The organism is Bradyrhizobium sp. ISRA464 (assembly GCF_029910095.1).
Classification (GTDB): domain Bacteria; phylum Pseudomonadota; class Alphaproteobacteria; order Rhizobiales; family Xanthobacteraceae; genus Bradyrhizobium.
Genome location: NZ_CP094526.1, coordinates 355,669 through 370,776 on the forward strand (window position 1 = coordinate 355,669; position 15,108 = coordinate 370,776).

The 15,108-nt window shown below is 63.9% G+C and carries 15 protein-coding genes; 7 read left to right on the forward strand and 8 right to left on the reverse strand.

Annotation, left to right across the window (positions count from 1 at the left end):
* Positions 1–456: 456 nt before the first annotated feature.
* The gene (locus MTX19_RS01705) at positions 457–1,986 is read right to left on the reverse strand and encodes a malonyl-CoA synthase (protein ID WP_280982177.1); all 1,530 of its coding nucleotides are present in this window, start codon (positions 1,984–1,986) and stop codon (positions 457–459) included.
* 255 nt (positions 1,987–2,241) lie between these two features.
* On the opposite strand from MTX19_RS01705, the gene MTX19_RS01710 reads away from it, so the two are divergent.
* The 4 genes from MTX19_RS01710 to MTX19_RS01725 all read left to right on the forward strand — a co-directional run bounded on the left by MTX19_RS01710 (position 2,242) and on the right by MTX19_RS01725 (position 5,436).
* On the forward strand, positions 2,242–3,003 hold the full coding sequence (locus MTX19_RS01710) for an SDR family oxidoreductase (protein WP_280985808.1): 762 nt from the start codon (positions 2,242–2,244) through the stop codon (positions 3,001–3,003).
* A gap of 268 nt (positions 3,004–3,271) precedes the next feature.
* Entirely contained in the window at positions 3,272–3,826 is a 555-nt protein-coding gene (locus tag MTX19_RS01715) for a fasciclin domain-containing protein (RefSeq protein ID WP_280982178.1), read from the forward strand.
* Between the two features lie 181 nt (positions 3,827–4,007).
* Positions 4,008–4,640, forward strand: coding sequence for a cytochrome b/b6 domain-containing protein (locus tag MTX19_RS01720; RefSeq protein WP_280982179.1), 633 nt, complete (start codon positions 4,008–4,010; stop codon positions 4,638–4,640).
* A gap of 10 nt (positions 4,641–4,650) precedes the next feature.
* Positions 4,651–5,436, forward strand: coding sequence for a molybdopterin-dependent oxidoreductase (locus tag MTX19_RS01725; RefSeq protein ID WP_280982180.1), 786 nt, complete (start codon positions 4,651–4,653; stop codon positions 5,434–5,436).
* Positions 5,437–5,487: 51 nt separating this feature from the next.
* Here MTX19_RS01725 and MTX19_RS01730 read toward each other — a convergent pair whose 3' ends face one another.
* Positions 5,488–6,684: a YbfB/YjiJ family MFS transporter gene (locus MTX19_RS01730; RefSeq protein ID WP_280982181.1), complete on the reverse strand. Its 1,197-nt coding sequence runs from the start codon at positions 6,682–6,684 to the stop codon at positions 5,488–5,490.
* Positions 6,685–6,773: 89 nt separating this feature from the next.
* The gene (locus MTX19_RS01735; RefSeq protein WP_280982182.1) at positions 6,774–7,640 is read right to left on the reverse strand and encodes an EamA family transporter; all 867 of its coding nucleotides are present in this window, start codon (positions 7,638–7,640) and stop codon (positions 6,774–6,776) included.
* 261 nt (positions 7,641–7,901) lie between these two features.
* Here MTX19_RS01735 and leuB point away from each other — a divergent pair, with 261 nt between their 5' ends.
* Positions 7,902–9,014 (forward strand): 3-isopropylmalate dehydrogenase, encoded by a 1,113-nt coding sequence (gene leuB / locus MTX19_RS01740; protein WP_280982183.1) that lies wholly within the window; start codon positions 7,902–7,904, stop codon positions 9,012–9,014.
* A gap of 118 nt (positions 9,015–9,132) precedes the next feature.
* Here leuB and MTX19_RS01745 read toward each other — a convergent pair whose 3' ends face one another.
* Positions 9,133–9,534: a hypothetical protein gene (locus tag MTX19_RS01745; RefSeq protein WP_280982184.1), complete on the reverse strand. Its 402-nt coding sequence runs from the start codon at positions 9,532–9,534 to the stop codon at positions 9,133–9,135.
* Positions 9,535–9,709: 175 nt separating this feature from the next.
* Entirely contained in the window at positions 9,710–10,501 is a 792-nt protein-coding gene (locus tag MTX19_RS01750) for a hypothetical protein (RefSeq protein WP_280982185.1), read from the reverse strand.
* 117 nt (positions 10,502–10,618) lie between these two features.
* Here MTX19_RS01750 and MTX19_RS01755 point away from each other — a divergent pair, with 117 nt between their 5' ends.
* Positions 10,619–11,653 carry an aspartate-semialdehyde dehydrogenase gene (locus MTX19_RS01755; RefSeq protein WP_280982186.1) on the forward strand — a complete coding sequence of 345 codons (1,035 nt, stop codon included), beginning with the start codon at positions 10,619–10,621 and terminating at the stop codon, positions 11,651–11,653.
* A gap of 55 nt (positions 11,654–11,708) precedes the next feature.
* On the opposite strand, the gene MTX19_RS01760 is transcribed toward MTX19_RS01755, so the two are convergent.
* Positions 11,709–12,365: a carbonic anhydrase gene (locus tag MTX19_RS01760; RefSeq protein ID WP_280982187.1), complete on the reverse strand. Its 657-nt coding sequence runs from the start codon at positions 12,363–12,365 to the stop codon at positions 11,709–11,711.
* Between the two features lie 142 nt (positions 12,366–12,507).
* Between MTX19_RS01760 and MTX19_RS01765 the strand changes: the two genes are divergently transcribed.
* Positions 12,508–13,386, forward strand: coding sequence for a CoA ester lyase (locus MTX19_RS01765; protein ID WP_280982188.1), 879 nt, complete (start codon positions 12,508–12,510; stop codon positions 13,384–13,386).
* A gap of 164 nt (positions 13,387–13,550) precedes the next feature.
* Here MTX19_RS01765 and MTX19_RS01770 read toward each other — a convergent pair whose 3' ends face one another.
* Together MTX19_RS01770 and leuD are read right to left on the reverse strand one after the other, a co-directional pair.
* Positions 13,551–14,339: a hypothetical protein gene (locus MTX19_RS01770; protein WP_280982189.1), complete on the reverse strand. Its 789-nt coding sequence runs from the start codon at positions 14,337–14,339 to the stop codon at positions 13,551–13,553.
* Between the two features lie 96 nt (positions 14,340–14,435).
* Positions 14,436–15,038 carry a 3-isopropylmalate dehydratase small subunit gene (gene leuD / locus MTX19_RS01775; protein WP_280982190.1) on the reverse strand — a complete coding sequence of 201 codons (603 nt, stop codon included), beginning with the start codon at positions 15,036–15,038 and terminating at the stop codon, positions 14,436–14,438.
* Positions 15,039–15,108 lie beyond the last annotated feature (70 nt).

Sequence of the window (15,108 nt, forward strand, 5' to 3'; positions counted from 1 at the left end):
CACGACACCAGGCCTTCCCCGAGCGAAGTCCCTTTGCCGGGACGACGGATCCGGTCAGGCCGCCATCCGGGAAGTCGGTTCACAACCACGCTTCCGTAGATTGGCCGGCCGGCTCCTCAATGCACCCCATCAGGCGACGGCCACCGCGCCGATCCCGTACAGAAGCAAGTGCCCGGCAAGCGGACCACGCAAAAAGGGATTGACTAACCAAGGCCCGTTACAGAAGCCCGGATGGAGCCAACGGGTCGCGCGAATGCGCGCCCGATGACAGGCTCCGCGGAATCCGGGGTTCTCACGGATGGACAGGGCGGTCCCGGATTTCGCTTCGCTTCACCCGGGCTACGGCGCTAGTCCTTCAACCGCACTTCGCTGTGTCTCCACAACCGCAAATCGCCAATGCCTTCGATGCGATCGGAGTCGGAAAGCGCCCGGCTCCTCGCGGACGACCCGCGTCCCTCATGCCTTCGTGTAAATATCCTTATACTTATCGCGCAGAATGTTCTTCTGCACCTTGCCCATGGCATTGCGCGGCAATTCGTCCACGACGAAGACCCGCTTGGGCATCTTGAACTTCGCCAGCCGTCCGTCGAGCGCCTTCAGCACCGAGGCTTCGTTGACGTCGGCGCCCTTGTTGCAAACCAGGACGGCGGTGACGCCTTCGCCGAAATCGGCATGCGGCACGCCGATCACGGCCGATTCGACCACGCCCGGCATGGCGTCGATCTCGCTCTCGATCTCCTTCGGATAGACGTTGAAGCCGCCTGAGATCACCAGGTCCTTGCCGCGGCCGAGGATGTGGACATAGCCCTTGTCGTCGATCTTGCCGAGATCGCCGGTGATGAAGAAGCCGTCGTCACGGAACTCGGCCTTGGTCTTCTCCGGCATCCGCCAGTAGCCCTTGAAGACGTTCCGGCCCTTCACCTCGATCATGCCGATCGTCTCCGGCGGCAGCACCTTGCCGGTCTCGGGTTCGGTGACCCGCACCGAGACGCCGGGCAGCGCATGACCGACCGCGCCGGGTATGCGCTCGCCGTCATACGGGTTGGAGGTGTTCATGTTGGTTTCGGTCATGCCGTAGCGCTCGAGCACGGCGTGGCCGGTGCGGGCGAACCATTCGCGATGGGTGTCGGCGAGCAGCGGCGCGGAGCCCGAGATGAACAGCCGCATGTGCTTCGTTGACTGCCTGTTCAGGCCGGGATTCTGCAGCAGGCGGGTGTAGAAGGTCGGTACGCCCATCAGCACGGTGGCGCGCGCCATCAGCTTCAGGATCAGGTCCGGGTCGAACTTCGGCACGAAGATCATCGAGGCGCGGGCGAACAGCGTGACATTGCTCGCCACGAACAGGCCATGGGTATGGTAGATCGGCAGCGCGTGGATCAGCACATCCTTGTCGGTGAAGCGCCAATAGTCGACCAGCGAGTACGAGTTCGACGCCAGATTGTCGTGGGACAGCATCGCGCCCTTGGAGCGGCCGGTGGTGCCGGATGTGTAGAGGATCGCGGCAAGATCGTCGTTGCCGCGCTGCACCGTCGCGAAATCCTTGCCGGCCTTGTCGGCGGCCTCGGTCAGCGAGCCCTTGCCGCTGGCGTCGAGCGTCTCGACTTTGGCGCCGACCTTGGCGGCGATTGCCTTGATCCCTTCCAGCTTGGAGGGGTCGCAGACCACCACCGCCGGCTCGGCATCGGTGATGAAGTATTCGAGCTCGTTCAGCGTATAGGCGGTGTTGAGGGGCAGATAGACGCCGCCGGCGCGCACGGTGGCGAGATAGAGCACGAGGCCCGAAACCGATTTCTCGGTCTGCGCCGCGACGCGATCCCCCGGCTTGACGCCGCGTGACACCAGCACATTGGCCATCTGGCCGGCGCGGGCAATCAAATCGCCATAGGTGATGCGGCTGCCGTCGAGCTGCTCGATCGCAAGCCGATTGGGATCGTCGAGGCCGTCGAACAGGCGGGAAAACAGGTTGGCGTTGGCGGTCGTGTTCATGCAACATTTCCCGAGGGGCAAAGAGCCGGTAAATCACCAGTGCCGCCGATTTGAAGTTCCTAGACCGGGCGCCGCGAGTCCTAGCAGGAACTTCAAATCGATAAGCGGCACTAGAGTTAAATTAAGTTTGCTAGTGCCCCGTGAGCTTCCGAAGTTCGTGTCGGTGTTCGCCGCGGCGGATCACGAACTTCGGAAGCGGGGCACTAGATTTGGATTAGCAAAAACGCCCTTCGGAAAGCAACGGAGACAGTTTGCATGACAAAAAACGAGAAACGCGTGGCCTGGGTCACCGGCGGCGGCACGGGAATCGGCGAATCCGGGGCCGAATTCCTGGCTGCGGACGGCTGGACGGTGGTGGTCTCCGGCCGCCGCAAGGAAGAGTTGGACCGCGTGGTGACCAACATTACGAAGACGGGCGGCAAGGCGGAGGCCATCCCGCTCGACGTCAGCAACAAGGCCGACGTCAACAAGGCCGCCGAGGCGATCGTCGCCAGGCACGGCCGCATCGACCTCCTGGTCAACAGCGCCGGCATCAACGTGCCGAAGCGAAGCTGGGCCGACATGGAGTTGGAAGGCTGGGACAAGCTCGTCGAGATCAACCTCAACGGCGTGCTCTACTGCATGCGCGCGGTGTTGCCGACGATGCGCAAGCAGAAGGACGGCTGCATCATCAACGTCGCCTCCTGGGCTGGCCGCCATGTCTCGAAGATGCCGGGCCCGGCCTACACCACGACCAAGCACGCGGTGCTGGCGCTGACGCACTCCTTCAACATGGACGAATGCGTCAACGGCCTGCGCGCCTGCTGCCTGTCGCCGGGCGAGGTCGCCACCCCGATCCTCAAGCTGCGGCCGGTGGTGCCGAGCGAGGCCGAGCAGGCCAAGATGCTGCAGCCCGAAGATCTCGGCCGCACCATTGCCTTCGTCGCCAGCATGCCGCCGCGTGTCTGCATGAACGAGATCCTGATCAGCCCGACGCACAATCGCGGCTTCATCCAGACGCCGGCGAACCGGGATTAGGCGAGGCACCCTCACAACTTCGCAGCCGGATGGAGCTATTGGGCGTGTTCGCGCGACTCGCTGGCTCCATCCGGGCTGCAATCGGGTTCGGCCCCCACGATCACGCCTGACATTAGTTTCACGCATCACGATAAATTATCCGGCGAAACCGCTCGCAAAACCTCCCGTAGTTCGGGCCAACGACGACGCACTCGCCCATCACTCGTGTCGTCGTTGACCCTTTCATCCCGGCGGAGCCGCCGGTCACACCAATATCGGGAGACCTTCCATGTCCAAGCGTATTGCACTGTTCTCGGCCGCAGCCTTCGCCGCACTCGCGCTCACCGCAACCGTCGTCGTGCCGGTCAGCGCCGCGGAGAAGACCGTGATGGTCGGCGGCGCCGCGATGTTCCCATCGAAAAACATCATCCAGAACGCAGTGAACTCGAAAGATCACACCACGCTCGTCTCCGCGGTGAAGGCCGCGGGCCTGGTCAACACGCTGGAAGGCAAGGGCCCGTTCACGGTGTTCGCGCCGACCAATGCCGCGTTCAGCAAGCTGCCGGCCGGAACCGTCGACAATCTCGTGAAGCCCGAGAACAAGACGACGCTGACCAAGATCCTCACCTACCACGTGGTCCCCGGCAGGCTCGAGGCATCCGACCTCACCGACGGCAAGACGCTGAAGACGGCCGAGGGCGAGGAGCTCACGGTGAAGAAGCAGGACGGCAAGGTCTGGATCGTCGATGCCAAGGGTGGTTCTGCCATGGTGACGATCTCCAACGTCCACCAATCGAACGGCGTCATCCACGTGATCGATACCGTCCTGATGCCGGCGACGTAACACCCGACTGTCCTGTTTAATCCCGACAGGGCGTGTGGAACGGCGAGCCGGCGCCCCGCCCCGGCTCGCATTTTTGTGACCGTGATAGGCCGCGTACATCAAACTGATAACGCGCGTTTCTGTAACGGAGTGGCGGTTCCCGGCGTATAAGCCGATAATGACCTCGAGCAGAGAACCCCTAATGTCGAGCTTCGCCGTCACCGACGACCACGCAGACACCGCGGCGCCCGCGAAGGTCATCCAGCCCGTGTGGGTGCGCGTGCTGCACTGGATCAATGCGCTCGCCATGATCATGATGATCATGTCGGGCTGGCAGATCTACAACGCTTCGCCCTTGTTCAACTTCACCTTCTCCCCGAGCATCACGCTCGGTGGCTGGCTGGCCGGCGGGTTGCTGTGGCACTTCGCTGCGATGTGGCTGTTGATGGTCAACGGCCTGATCTATCTGATCCTCGGGTTCGTCACCGGCCGGTTCCGTCGCAAGCTGTTGCCGATCACGCCGGGTGGCGTGATTTCCGACACCAGGGCGGCGCTCACCTTCAAGCTGTCGCATGACGATCTCAGCACATACAATTACGTGCAGAAATTGCTCTATGCCGGCATCATTATTGTCGGCGTCGTGATCGTGCTGTCCGGCCTGTCGATGTGGAAGCCGGTGCAATTGTACTGGCTGTCGGTGCTGTTCGGCGGCTACGACATCGCGCGCTACGTTCACTTCACCTGCATGGCGCTAATCGTCGCCTTCCTGGTGATCCATGTCGCGCTCGCGGTGCTGGTGCCGCGGAGCCTGCGCGCCATGATCATCGGACGTTGAGGAGGACGTTATGGGTCGCATGCGCAAGCTTCTGATCCCCGGCGTCGACGAGAAACTGCTCGTCCGCGACGCCGTGAAAACCATGCCCGATCCGACGCGGCGCCGCTTCATCACGACCGGCGCGAGCTTCGGCGCGCTGACGCTGCTGACCGGCTGCGATGTTGTCGATTCGTCTTCGGCGGAGGAACTGCTGAAGAAGGTGTCGAAGTTCAACGACGCCGTGCAGGCCTGGATGTTTAATCCGGATGCGCTGGCGCCGACCTTCCCGGAGAGCATGATCACCAAGCCGTTCCCATTCAATGCCTATTACGATCTCGACGATGCGCCCGATATCGCGGGCCCGGACTGGAAGCTGGAGGTGCGCGGGCTGGTCGAGAACAAGAAATCTTGGACGATAGACGAGCTCTACAAGCTGCCGCAGGTCAAGCAGGTTACCCGGCTCATCTGCGTCGAGGGCTGGAGCGCGATCGGCAGCTGGACCGGCACGCCGTTGCGCGATTTCCTCAAGCTGGTCGGCGCCGACATGCGCGCAAAATATGTCTGGTTCCAGTGCGCCGACAAGGACGGCTACAATTCGCCGCTCGACATGCGCAGCGCGCTGCATCCGCAGACGCAGATGACGTTCAAGTTCGCCGACCAGATCCTGCCGCGCGCCTATGGCTATCCGATGAAGATCCGGGTGCCGACCAAGCTCGGCTTCAAGAATCCGAAATACGTCGTCTCGATGGAAGTCACCAACGACTACAAGGGCGGCTACTGGGAAGACCAGGGCTACAATTCGTTTAGCGGGAATTGAGGCGGCGAATAGCAAATGGGGAGTGGCGAATAGGAGACGCGTTTCTGTTCGCTACTCGCTATTCGCTGATTTCGGCCCGACCTTCCTCTGAAACGCGGACAACAGCGCTCCCAGCGCCAGCATCGCCGCCGAGACGTTCAGCGCGAATGACAGGCTGCCGACCGCATCGGTGATGGCGCCGACCACGATCGGGCCGAGTGTCTGGCCGATCCCGAAGGCGATGGTCATTGCGGCGATTGCCGTGGGCCATGCTTCCGGCGGGTAATTGAGGCGGACGAAGGCGGTGGTCGAGCTGACCACGGCAAAGAAGGCGACGCCGAACACCAGCGCCGAGATGGCGAGCAGCAGCGGTGAATGCCCGAAGATCGGCAGGCTGGCGCCGAGCGCGTTGACGCCGAGGATGATCGTGGTCGCGAGCCCGCCGCGGTCGAGCGCCAGCACGCGCCGCCAGACCCAGGGCGTCACGAAGGCGCTGACGCCGATCAGGCTCCAGAACGCGCTCTGCGCCACAGCGCCGCCGCCGCCGTCGCGGACGTAGGCGATCATGAAGGTCATGTAGGCGATGTAGCCGGCGCCGAACAGGAAATAGCTGGTGAGATAGATCAGGACCGGTGAGATCGCGAACTTCGTTCGCACGATGCCGCCGGCGATGGTGTCGGCGTGAAACGGCGCGAACCACAGCGGCAGGATCATGGCGACCCCGAGCAGCGTCATCGCCCACCATACGATCCACCAGGAGCCCGCGCCGAAGCCCTGCAGCACGAAGGGGGCGATCAGGCCGGACGACAGGATGCCGATGCCCGGTCCGGCGTAGAACAGGCTGATCAGGAAATTCGCGCGGTGCGGCCGCGATTGTGCGATGGTCGCCGCAAGCGTGCCGCCGCCGACAAAGCCGACCGCGGCGGCGAGGCCGAGCAGGAGGCGGGCGAAACTCAACACGACGAAATTGCCCGAGATGGCCGAGAGCGCCAGCGACAGTACGCAGGCGAGCGTCGACCAGCGCACCGATGTCGCCAGCCCGAAGCGCTGGATCAGGCGCGAGGCGAACAGTGCGCCGACCAGATAGCCGGCGGCGTTGATCGTGTTCATGAAGCCGGCGGCCGAATAGGACCAGGCCAGCGAGTCGCGCATGTCGGGCAGCACCAGCGAATAGGCAAAGCGGCCGATGCCGAGGCCTATGGTCGGTGCCAGCGACAAAATAAGGATCAGCCGCGCGGGATGCGCGTAGGATGGGGTGGGGGCTCTCACAAATCACTCCGGCAATGCCGGCATTGTGACAGGCCGCGCCGGTCCTGCCCAGCGCCTCGCGCCGCAACGGTGTGTTGCAGAACGGACAATCAGGCGACCAGCACCAGGGCCACGCCGATCACGGTCAACGCGGTTCCGGCGACGATCCGCATCGTGATCTCGATGTGCTTCAACGCCATCGCGCTCAGCGCCACGGTGACTAGCGGATAGACCGCGGCGAGCGGCGCCACCAGCGTGATCGGGCCGTTGCGGACCGCCGCGAACAGGCTGAGCGCGCTGAGCCCGTTGCTGATCCCGGTCATCGCGAACCAGAACCGGCCCTCGCGCGGGGCCTGCACCATGAAGCTGCCCTTGCGGATCCGCTGCACCATCAGCACCACCAGCGAGGACATGATGTAGCCGACCAGGCACGCCCAGAGCGGGCTTGGCCAGACCGCGAGCCCGAGCTTGGCGATCGGCGGCACGATTCCGCGCACCAGCGCGCTGGTGAGCGGCAGCAGCAGCGCCCAGCTCCGCCAATGGCCGAGGTCGCGCGGCCGGGTCACGGTGATGATCGCGGCACCCGCGACCGCGACGACGAGACCGATGAGCTGCTGCAGTTCCAGGGGCTCGTGCAGCAGGACCACGGCGGCGGTGACCGCGAACAGCGGCGCGAGATTGCCCAGCGTCGAGGAGGTGATGACCGGCCCGAGCGCCCGGTTCGACGCGAAGGTCAGGAACGTCAGCGACGCCGGGAAGAACAGGCCAATCGCCATGAAGATCGGCAAGCCGCGCCAGACCACCGGCTCGCCGTGCAGGATCAGCGGCGACAGCAGCACGAAGAGGAGGGTGAAGGAAGGCACGCTGATGGCGGCGCCCGACAGCGGCTCGACGGTGCGCAGGCCGAGTTGCGCCAGCACTACCCCGGCGCCGAGGAAAAGGGCCGAGGCAAAGGCGTAGAGGATGGCGGCGGTCATGAGGTCCGTCTTATTGGCTTCTTGGCAGGGCGCGGGTTGCTTCGGAGGCCATTTTGGCCCTGTACGGGGCGCCTTGCCAATCCGCGCGGGGCGTTTTAGCACTCGCGCCAGATTTTCTTTGCTCGTCATGCCCGGGCTTGACCCGGGCATCCATCTTCAAGGCTTCATCGAAGCGAGATGGATTGCCGGGTCATCTGTGCGAGGACGCGCTTCGCGCTTTTGCCCGGCAATGACAACAAACAGTTAGCTCGAGGTAACACCATGGCGACCCATAAACTGCTGCTTCTCCCCGGCGACGGCATCGGCCCCGAAGTGATGGCCGAGGTGCAGCGCCTGATCAACTGGCTGAACGCGCAGGGAATCGCGAAATTCGAGACCGAGCAGGGGCTGGTCGGCGGCTCGGCCTATGATGCCCACAAGGTGTCGATCTCGGAGGGCGACATGGCCAAGGCGCTGGCGGCCGATGCCGTGATCTTCGGTGCGGTCGGCGGCCCCAAATGGGACAGCGTCCCCTATGAGGTGCGCCCGGAGGCCGGCCTGTTGCGGCTGCGCAAGGACCTCGGCCTGTTCGCCAATCTGCGCCCGGCGGTGTGCTACCCGGCGCTGGCCGAGGCCTCCAGCCTGAAGCGCGAGGTTGTCGAGGGCCTCGACATCATGATCGTGCGCGAGCTCACCGGCGGCGTCTATTTCGGCGAGCCGAAGACCATCACCGATCTCGGCAACGGCCAGAAGCGCGCGATCGACACCCAAGTCTACGACACCTACGAGATCGAGCGCATCGGCCGCGTCGCCTTCGACCTTGCGCGCAAGCGCCGCAACAAGGTGACGTCGATGGAAAAGCGCAACGTCATGAAGTCGGGCGTGCTCTGGAACGAGGTCATGACCCAGGTGCACGCGCGCGAATACAAGGACGTCACGCTGGAGCATCAGCTTGCCGATTCCGGCGGCATGAACCTGGTGAAGGCGCCGAAGCAGTTCGACGTCATCGTTACGGACAATTTGTTCGGCGACATGCTGTCCGACATCGCGGCGATGCTGACCGGCTCGCTCGGCATGCTGCCCTCGGCCTCGCTCGGCGAGATCGACGCCAAGACCAGGAAGCGCCGCTCGCTGTTCGAGCCGGTGCACGGCTCGGCGCCCGACATCGCAGGCCGAGGCCTCGCCAACCCGATCGCGATGATCTCCTCGTTCGGCATGGCGCTGCGCTATTCCTTCGACATGGGCGATCTCGCCGACAAGGTCGATGCCGCGATCGCTGCCGTGCTCGCCAGCGGATTGCGCACCGCCGACATCAAGTCGGAAGGCACCACATCGGCAAGCACGGCGCAGATGGGTGAGGCGATCCTGAAGGAATTGCAGAAGCTGCACGCGTAACGGCAGTGTCGTCATTCCGGGTTCGATGCTTTCGCATCGCTGCGGAACGACAAAACCGAAATACAAAAATGGCCGGGGCAAGCCCGGCCATTTTCGTGTCAGCTGGTTGCTGAAATTATCAGTAGAGCGGGAAGGTCCGCGGATAGCCGCCGAGATCGGCCGGCGGGCTGAGCGGCTGGCGATCGATCGGACGGTTGTTGTTCTCGCGCGCAAACGACGGGTAGCCGACGTCCGGCGGGTACGCGTAGTCGTTGAATTTGCGGTCGCCCGGCAACACTTCGGTACCGGCATCGAGCCATGAGCGGGTGGTCACGTAAACGCGGGTGCGGGGGCCCTGCTGGTAGACTCGGTTCGGACCTTGCGGGCCGTAATAGTGGCGACCGTCGCGGTCATAGCGCTGCTGCTGACGCTTGGTCGGGGCCTGTGCGCTGGCCGAGGTCACGCTGAGCGCGGTTGCGGTGACGGCAGCCGCAGCAAGCAACACCACGAGCTTGTTCGCGGCAGGAAATTTCACGGTCATCGCATCCTCGTCATTGCGGCCCCGCTTGGGGCTGGCGCGTCGCCAAATCGATTGGAACACATTGTAGCCGCGATGGCTGGGCCGTCACTAGGTCAATTGCGCCACACCGTCAGACATAATGCGGACCGCGAGGCAAAAGTTTCATGAAAACCAGTGTCTTGCCACGGTGCCGCCATCAAAGCGCGCCGTGCAACCTCGGGTTTTCGCTGCCCATGACCCAGTCGGACGACAGGGCAGGCGGGCCGGAGGTAACGCAGTCGCTCCGCCTCAGCTCGGCATGCGCGAACAGCCCGGCGAGCTTCGGGTCGTTGCCCGCGGTCAGCAGGGTCAGCCGGTTCAGCATGCAGCTCACCACGGCGCGCTGGGCGGGCAGGCTGGCGCCCTGGCAGGTCCAGCCGGAGATCCGGACATTCGGCGCGTCGACCTGCTTGAGGAAGCCAAGGCAGGCGCGGGTGCCATCCTTCGGCTGGGGGCGCAGCAGCGTCACGCCGCCGAACTTGCTGTCGACGATGCCGGCGGCTGCGAGCCCGCGGTCGCCATTCGGGTCCAGGCGCGCCGCGATCCCGGCAATAGCCGGGTCCGCGACCTTGCTGCCGGCGCGGTAGACCTCGAGCTCGGCGACCGGCCTCTGCGCAGCATCGGCCCAGCGGAAAACGTCCTTGCGGCCGCCCTCGGGATGCCGGAAGACTTGGTAAGTCTCTGTTTTGTCAGGTGGATCGAGCCGGCTCATGGCAAAGGCCGGGGCCGATCGATCGGCCCAGCTCCAGCTCGCGGCCGCCGGCTCCATTGCCGTTGCGTCCGGCAGTTGCTGCCATAGATAGACGCCGAGACCACCGAGCAGGGCGAGTGCTGCCACATAGGCGAACAGTCGGGAGAGCGTGGCGTAGACCTCGTCGACGAAGCTCGTCAGTGCTGATGGGATTCCCGTATGATGGGGGGCGGCCGGATCGGCCCGAAACAAACGCATCAAAACGCTCAAACGCTACGCAAACGTTGTCTTGATGGGGTTTCTCGCATAGAAGCGCTGCCTCTTCCCTTTCCGCATGTAGCGTGGGAACGGGCATTTTTCGTCGGAGAGTGAACGATGGGTTACAAAGTCGCGGTGGTCGGTGCGACCGGCAATGTCGGGCGGGAAATGCTCAACATTCTCGACGAGCGCAAATTCCCTGCCGACGAGGTCGTCGCGCTGGCGTCACGCCGCAGCGTCGGCGTCGAGGTCTCCTATGGCGACCGCACCCTGAAGGTCAAAGCCCTCGAGCATTACGATTTCTCCGACGTCGATATCTGCCTGATGTCGGCCGGCGGTTCGGTCTCCAAGGATTGGTCGCCGAAGATCGGTGCGGCCGGTGCTGTCGTGATCGACAATTCCTCCGCCTGGCGGATGGACCCGGACGTGCCGCTGGTCGTGCCCGAGGTGAATGCGGACGCCGCGGCCGGCTTTACCAAGAAGCACATCATCGCCAACCCGAACTGCTCCACCGCGCAGCTCGTCGTCGCGCTGAAGCCGCTGCACGACAAGGCCACCATCACGCGCGTCGTGGTCTCGACCTATCAATCGGTGTCCGGCGCCGGCAAGGATGCGATGGACGAACTGTTCTCGCAGACCAAGGCCGTCTACACCAACGACGAGCTGATCAATAACAAGTTCCCAAAGCGCATCGCCTTCAACGTCATCCCCCACATCGACGTCTTCATGGAAGACGGCTACACCAAGGAAGAGTGGAAGATGATGGCGGAGACCAAGAAGATCCTTGATCCCAAGATCAAGCTCACCGCGACCTGCGTGCGCGTTCCGGTCTTCGTCGGCCACTCCGAAGCCGTCAATGTCGAGTTCGCCAATCCGATCACGCCGGACGAGGCGCGCAACATCCTGCGCAATGCGCCGGGCTGCCTCGTGATCGACAAGCAGGAGCCGGGCGGCTACGTGACGCCCTATGAGGCCGCCGGCGAGGATGCGACCTATATCAGCCGCATCCGCGAGGACGCGACCGTGGAGAACGGCCTGTCGTTCTGGTGCGTCTCGGACAATCTGCGCAAGGGTGCGGCGCTCAACGCGGTGCAGATTGCGGAAGTCCTGATCAACCGCAAGCTGATCAGCGCGAAGAAGAAGGCGGCGTAACTGGCGAACCCGTAGCAGCGAATGGACGTCTGCGCCACTCGCTGCTCGCCATTCGCTATTCGCCCCGCTCCAGCGCGTCGCGCACGCTGATGAATTCCTTCGCGACCCGGTCGAGCACGAACAGCGAACCCTCGGCGACGCCGAAATAGGCGCCGTGCAGCTGCATCTCGCCGCTCTCCACCCGGTCGCGGACGAACGGGAAGGTCATCAGGTTCTCCAGCGAGCGGAACACCGCGGCCTTCTCGATGCGGACAACGAAGTCCTGCATGCTTTCGTGGTCGCGTTGCTCGACCACTTCGCCCGGCTTGATGAACATCTGCATCCATTTGCCGATGAAGTCGCCAGGCGTGAGCGGCTTGATCTTGTCGACGAAGGCGCGGATGCCGCCGCACTGCGCATGGCCCAGCACCACGATATGCTTCACCCTCAGCACGGTCACGGCATATTCCAGCGCAGCCGAGACGCCGTGGGCGTTGCTGTCGGGCTGATAAACTGGAACCAGGTTGGCGATGTTCCGGACCACGAACAACTCGCCGGGTCCGGCATCGAAGATCACCTCCGGCGAGACGCGAGAGTCGCAGCAGCCGATCACCATAGTCTCGGGAAACTGGCCGCGTTCCGATAGCTCCCGGTATCGCGACTGCTCAGTCGGCAACCGCTGGGTCGCGAAGGTCCGGTAGCCGTCGATCAACTGCTTCGGAAAGAGCTTCATGCCCTCTGCCTAACCACATGGAGGTGACCGGAACAAGACTTTCGGTTGGGAGCCCGAAATGGTACGGCAGGGTTCAAACTACGACGCCGTGCAATGCCTAGACAGTAGTCTGTTGCCGAGCCAAAGCCGTCAGGAGATGCCGATGACCCGTCCGCGCCGCAGCCTGTTGTTCATGCCCGGATCGAACGCGCGGGCGCTGGAGAAGGCCCGCACCCTGCCGGCGGACGGCATTATCCTCGATCTGGAGGATTCGGTTGCGCCGGACGCCAAGGCCGTGGCCCGTGAGCAGATCGCCAAGGCGGTCGCCGCCAAGGGGTTCGGCAAGCGCGAGGTGCTGATCCGCGTCAACGCGCTCGACACGCCCTGGTGGGTCGACGACATCGGCATGGCCGGCAAGGCGCAGCCGGACGGCATCCTGGTCCCCAAGATCTCCACGGTCGACGATCTCAACGCCGTCGCCGGTCGCCTCAACGACGTCAATGCCCCGGCCTCGATCCGGGTCTGGGCCATGATCGAGACCGCACGCGCGGTGCTCGACGCCGACAAGCTCGCCGCGGCATCGAAGGATTCCGAGGTCAGGCTCGCGGGCTTCGTGTTCGGGCCCAATGACATCGCGCGCGAGACCCGGATCCGGATGAAGCCGGGCCGCGCGGCCATGATCCCGATGATCACGCATTGCATCCTGGCGACCCGCGCCCACGGTCTGGAAATCCTTGACGGGCCCTACAGCGACATCGGCAACATCGACGGCTTTGCCGAGGAGTGCGCGCAGGGACGCGATCTCGGCTTCGACGGCAAGACGCTGATCCATCCGAGCCACATCGACGCCTGCAATGCCATCTTCACGCCGCCCGAGGCCGAGGTCGCCGAGGCGCGCAAGATCATCGCGGCTTTCGAGAAGCCGGAGAATGCGTCGCGCGGAGCGATCCAGCTCGACGGCCGCATGGTCGAGCGCCTGCACGCCGAGATGGCAAAGCGCACCATTGCGATCGCGGACGCGATCACCGCGATGGGGCATTAGCCGATCGGTGATCTTGCCTTCTCACCTTGTAAGGCAGGGCAATCGCATATGCCGATCATGCTGCGCGCTCGGTGCGCGCGGCTTGGTCGGCCTCCCCACAAACTCGTCATGCCCGGGCTTGTCCTGGACAAGCCCGGCCATGACGATGTGAAAACTGCGCCGCGTTACACTCCGAACTTCTCCGTCGCCCAGGCATACAGGCTGCCGGGGCGCGGCGCCTGCTTGGCGCGCCCCTTGCCCGAGATGTGCAGGCCGATGATCTCCGGATCGTTCAGGTACCTGGAAAAATCCATCGGCTCGAAGAACAGTCTCGGCTCGGCGTGGACGGCGTAGAACGATCGCTTCGGCAGCGCATGCTGCAATTCGTTCTCGCGGCGCACCAGCGCGGTGAGCGCAGCCGGGCCGTAGATCGCAATGCGAATATCGGAGACGCGGTTCGATTTGCCGATCAGCCGGTGCATCGCAAAGGTCAGGCGGTGGCGCAGCGCCAGCCAGTCCGGCGTGAGTTCGTCCTGTGCCATCAGCGCTTCGAATGCGCGCACGATCGGATCGTCCGGCGGGAAATACAGCACGGAATTGCCGATCTGCCGCGGGCGTTCCCAGGCAAAATACGGCTTTGCAGGATCGAGCTCGACGGGTCTCAGCAACAGCACATCGGCGTCCAGCCAGAGGCCGGCGCGCTGTGTCATCAGCCGCATGCGGAAGAAGTCGCTGAATTGCAGGATGGTCCAGTCGCGCCATGAACCGTCAGGCTGCGGCGGGCGCAGCTTCTCGGCGAACGCATGCGGCAGCACCGCCTCGGCTTCGGCGTTGCCGATGCCGTCGGGCAGGCCGGGAATCGGATCGAAGCTGTAGACGGTGACCTTGTGCCCGGCCGCCAGCTGCGAGCGCAGGCAGGTCTGGCGCAACGCATCCATCGGGCCGTGCCAGAAGGTGACGACGTCAGGCAACATGTGCGGCAGCTATAAGCAGTTTTGCGTTGAAGACAAACCGACAAAGAAAAACCCCGGCGCCGACAGGCACCGGGGGCATGATGAAAAGGCCGCGCCTCAAGCCCAGGCGCGCTCCTTGAGCTTGGACTCGTAGGCGTCGATCGAGCTCTTCTTCTCCATCGTCAACCCGATGTCGTCGAGGCCGTTGATCAGGCAGTGCTTGCGGAACGGGTCGATCTCGAACTTCACCTTGCCGCCGTCGGGACCGCGGACCTCCTGGTTGGGAAGGTCGATGGTCAGGGTCGCATTGGCGCCGCGCTCGGCATCGTCGAACAGCTTGTCGAGGTCCTCCTGCGACACGCGGATCGGCAGGATGCCGTTCTTGAAGCAGTTGTTGTAGAAGATGTCGCCGAACGAGGTCGAGATCACACAGCGAATGCCGAAGTCGAGCAGCGCCCAGGGCGCGTGCTCGCGGCTCGAGCCGCAGCCGAAATTGTCGCCGGCGACCAGCACCTTGGCGTTGCGATAGGCCGGCTGGTTGAGGACGAAATCAGGGTTTTCGCTGCCGTCGTCCTTGTAGCGCTGCTCGGAGAAAAGCCCCTTGCCAAGGCCGGTGCGCTTGATGGTCTTGAGGTACTGCTTCGGAATGATCATGTCGGTGTCGACATTGATGATCTTCAGCGGCGCCGCGACGCCTTCCAGCGTGGTGAACTTGTCCATCGATGCACTTCCCGGTCAAAAAATGAGGGATACGGGCGGGATGTGTATCGCGAATGTGACAGCGGTAAAA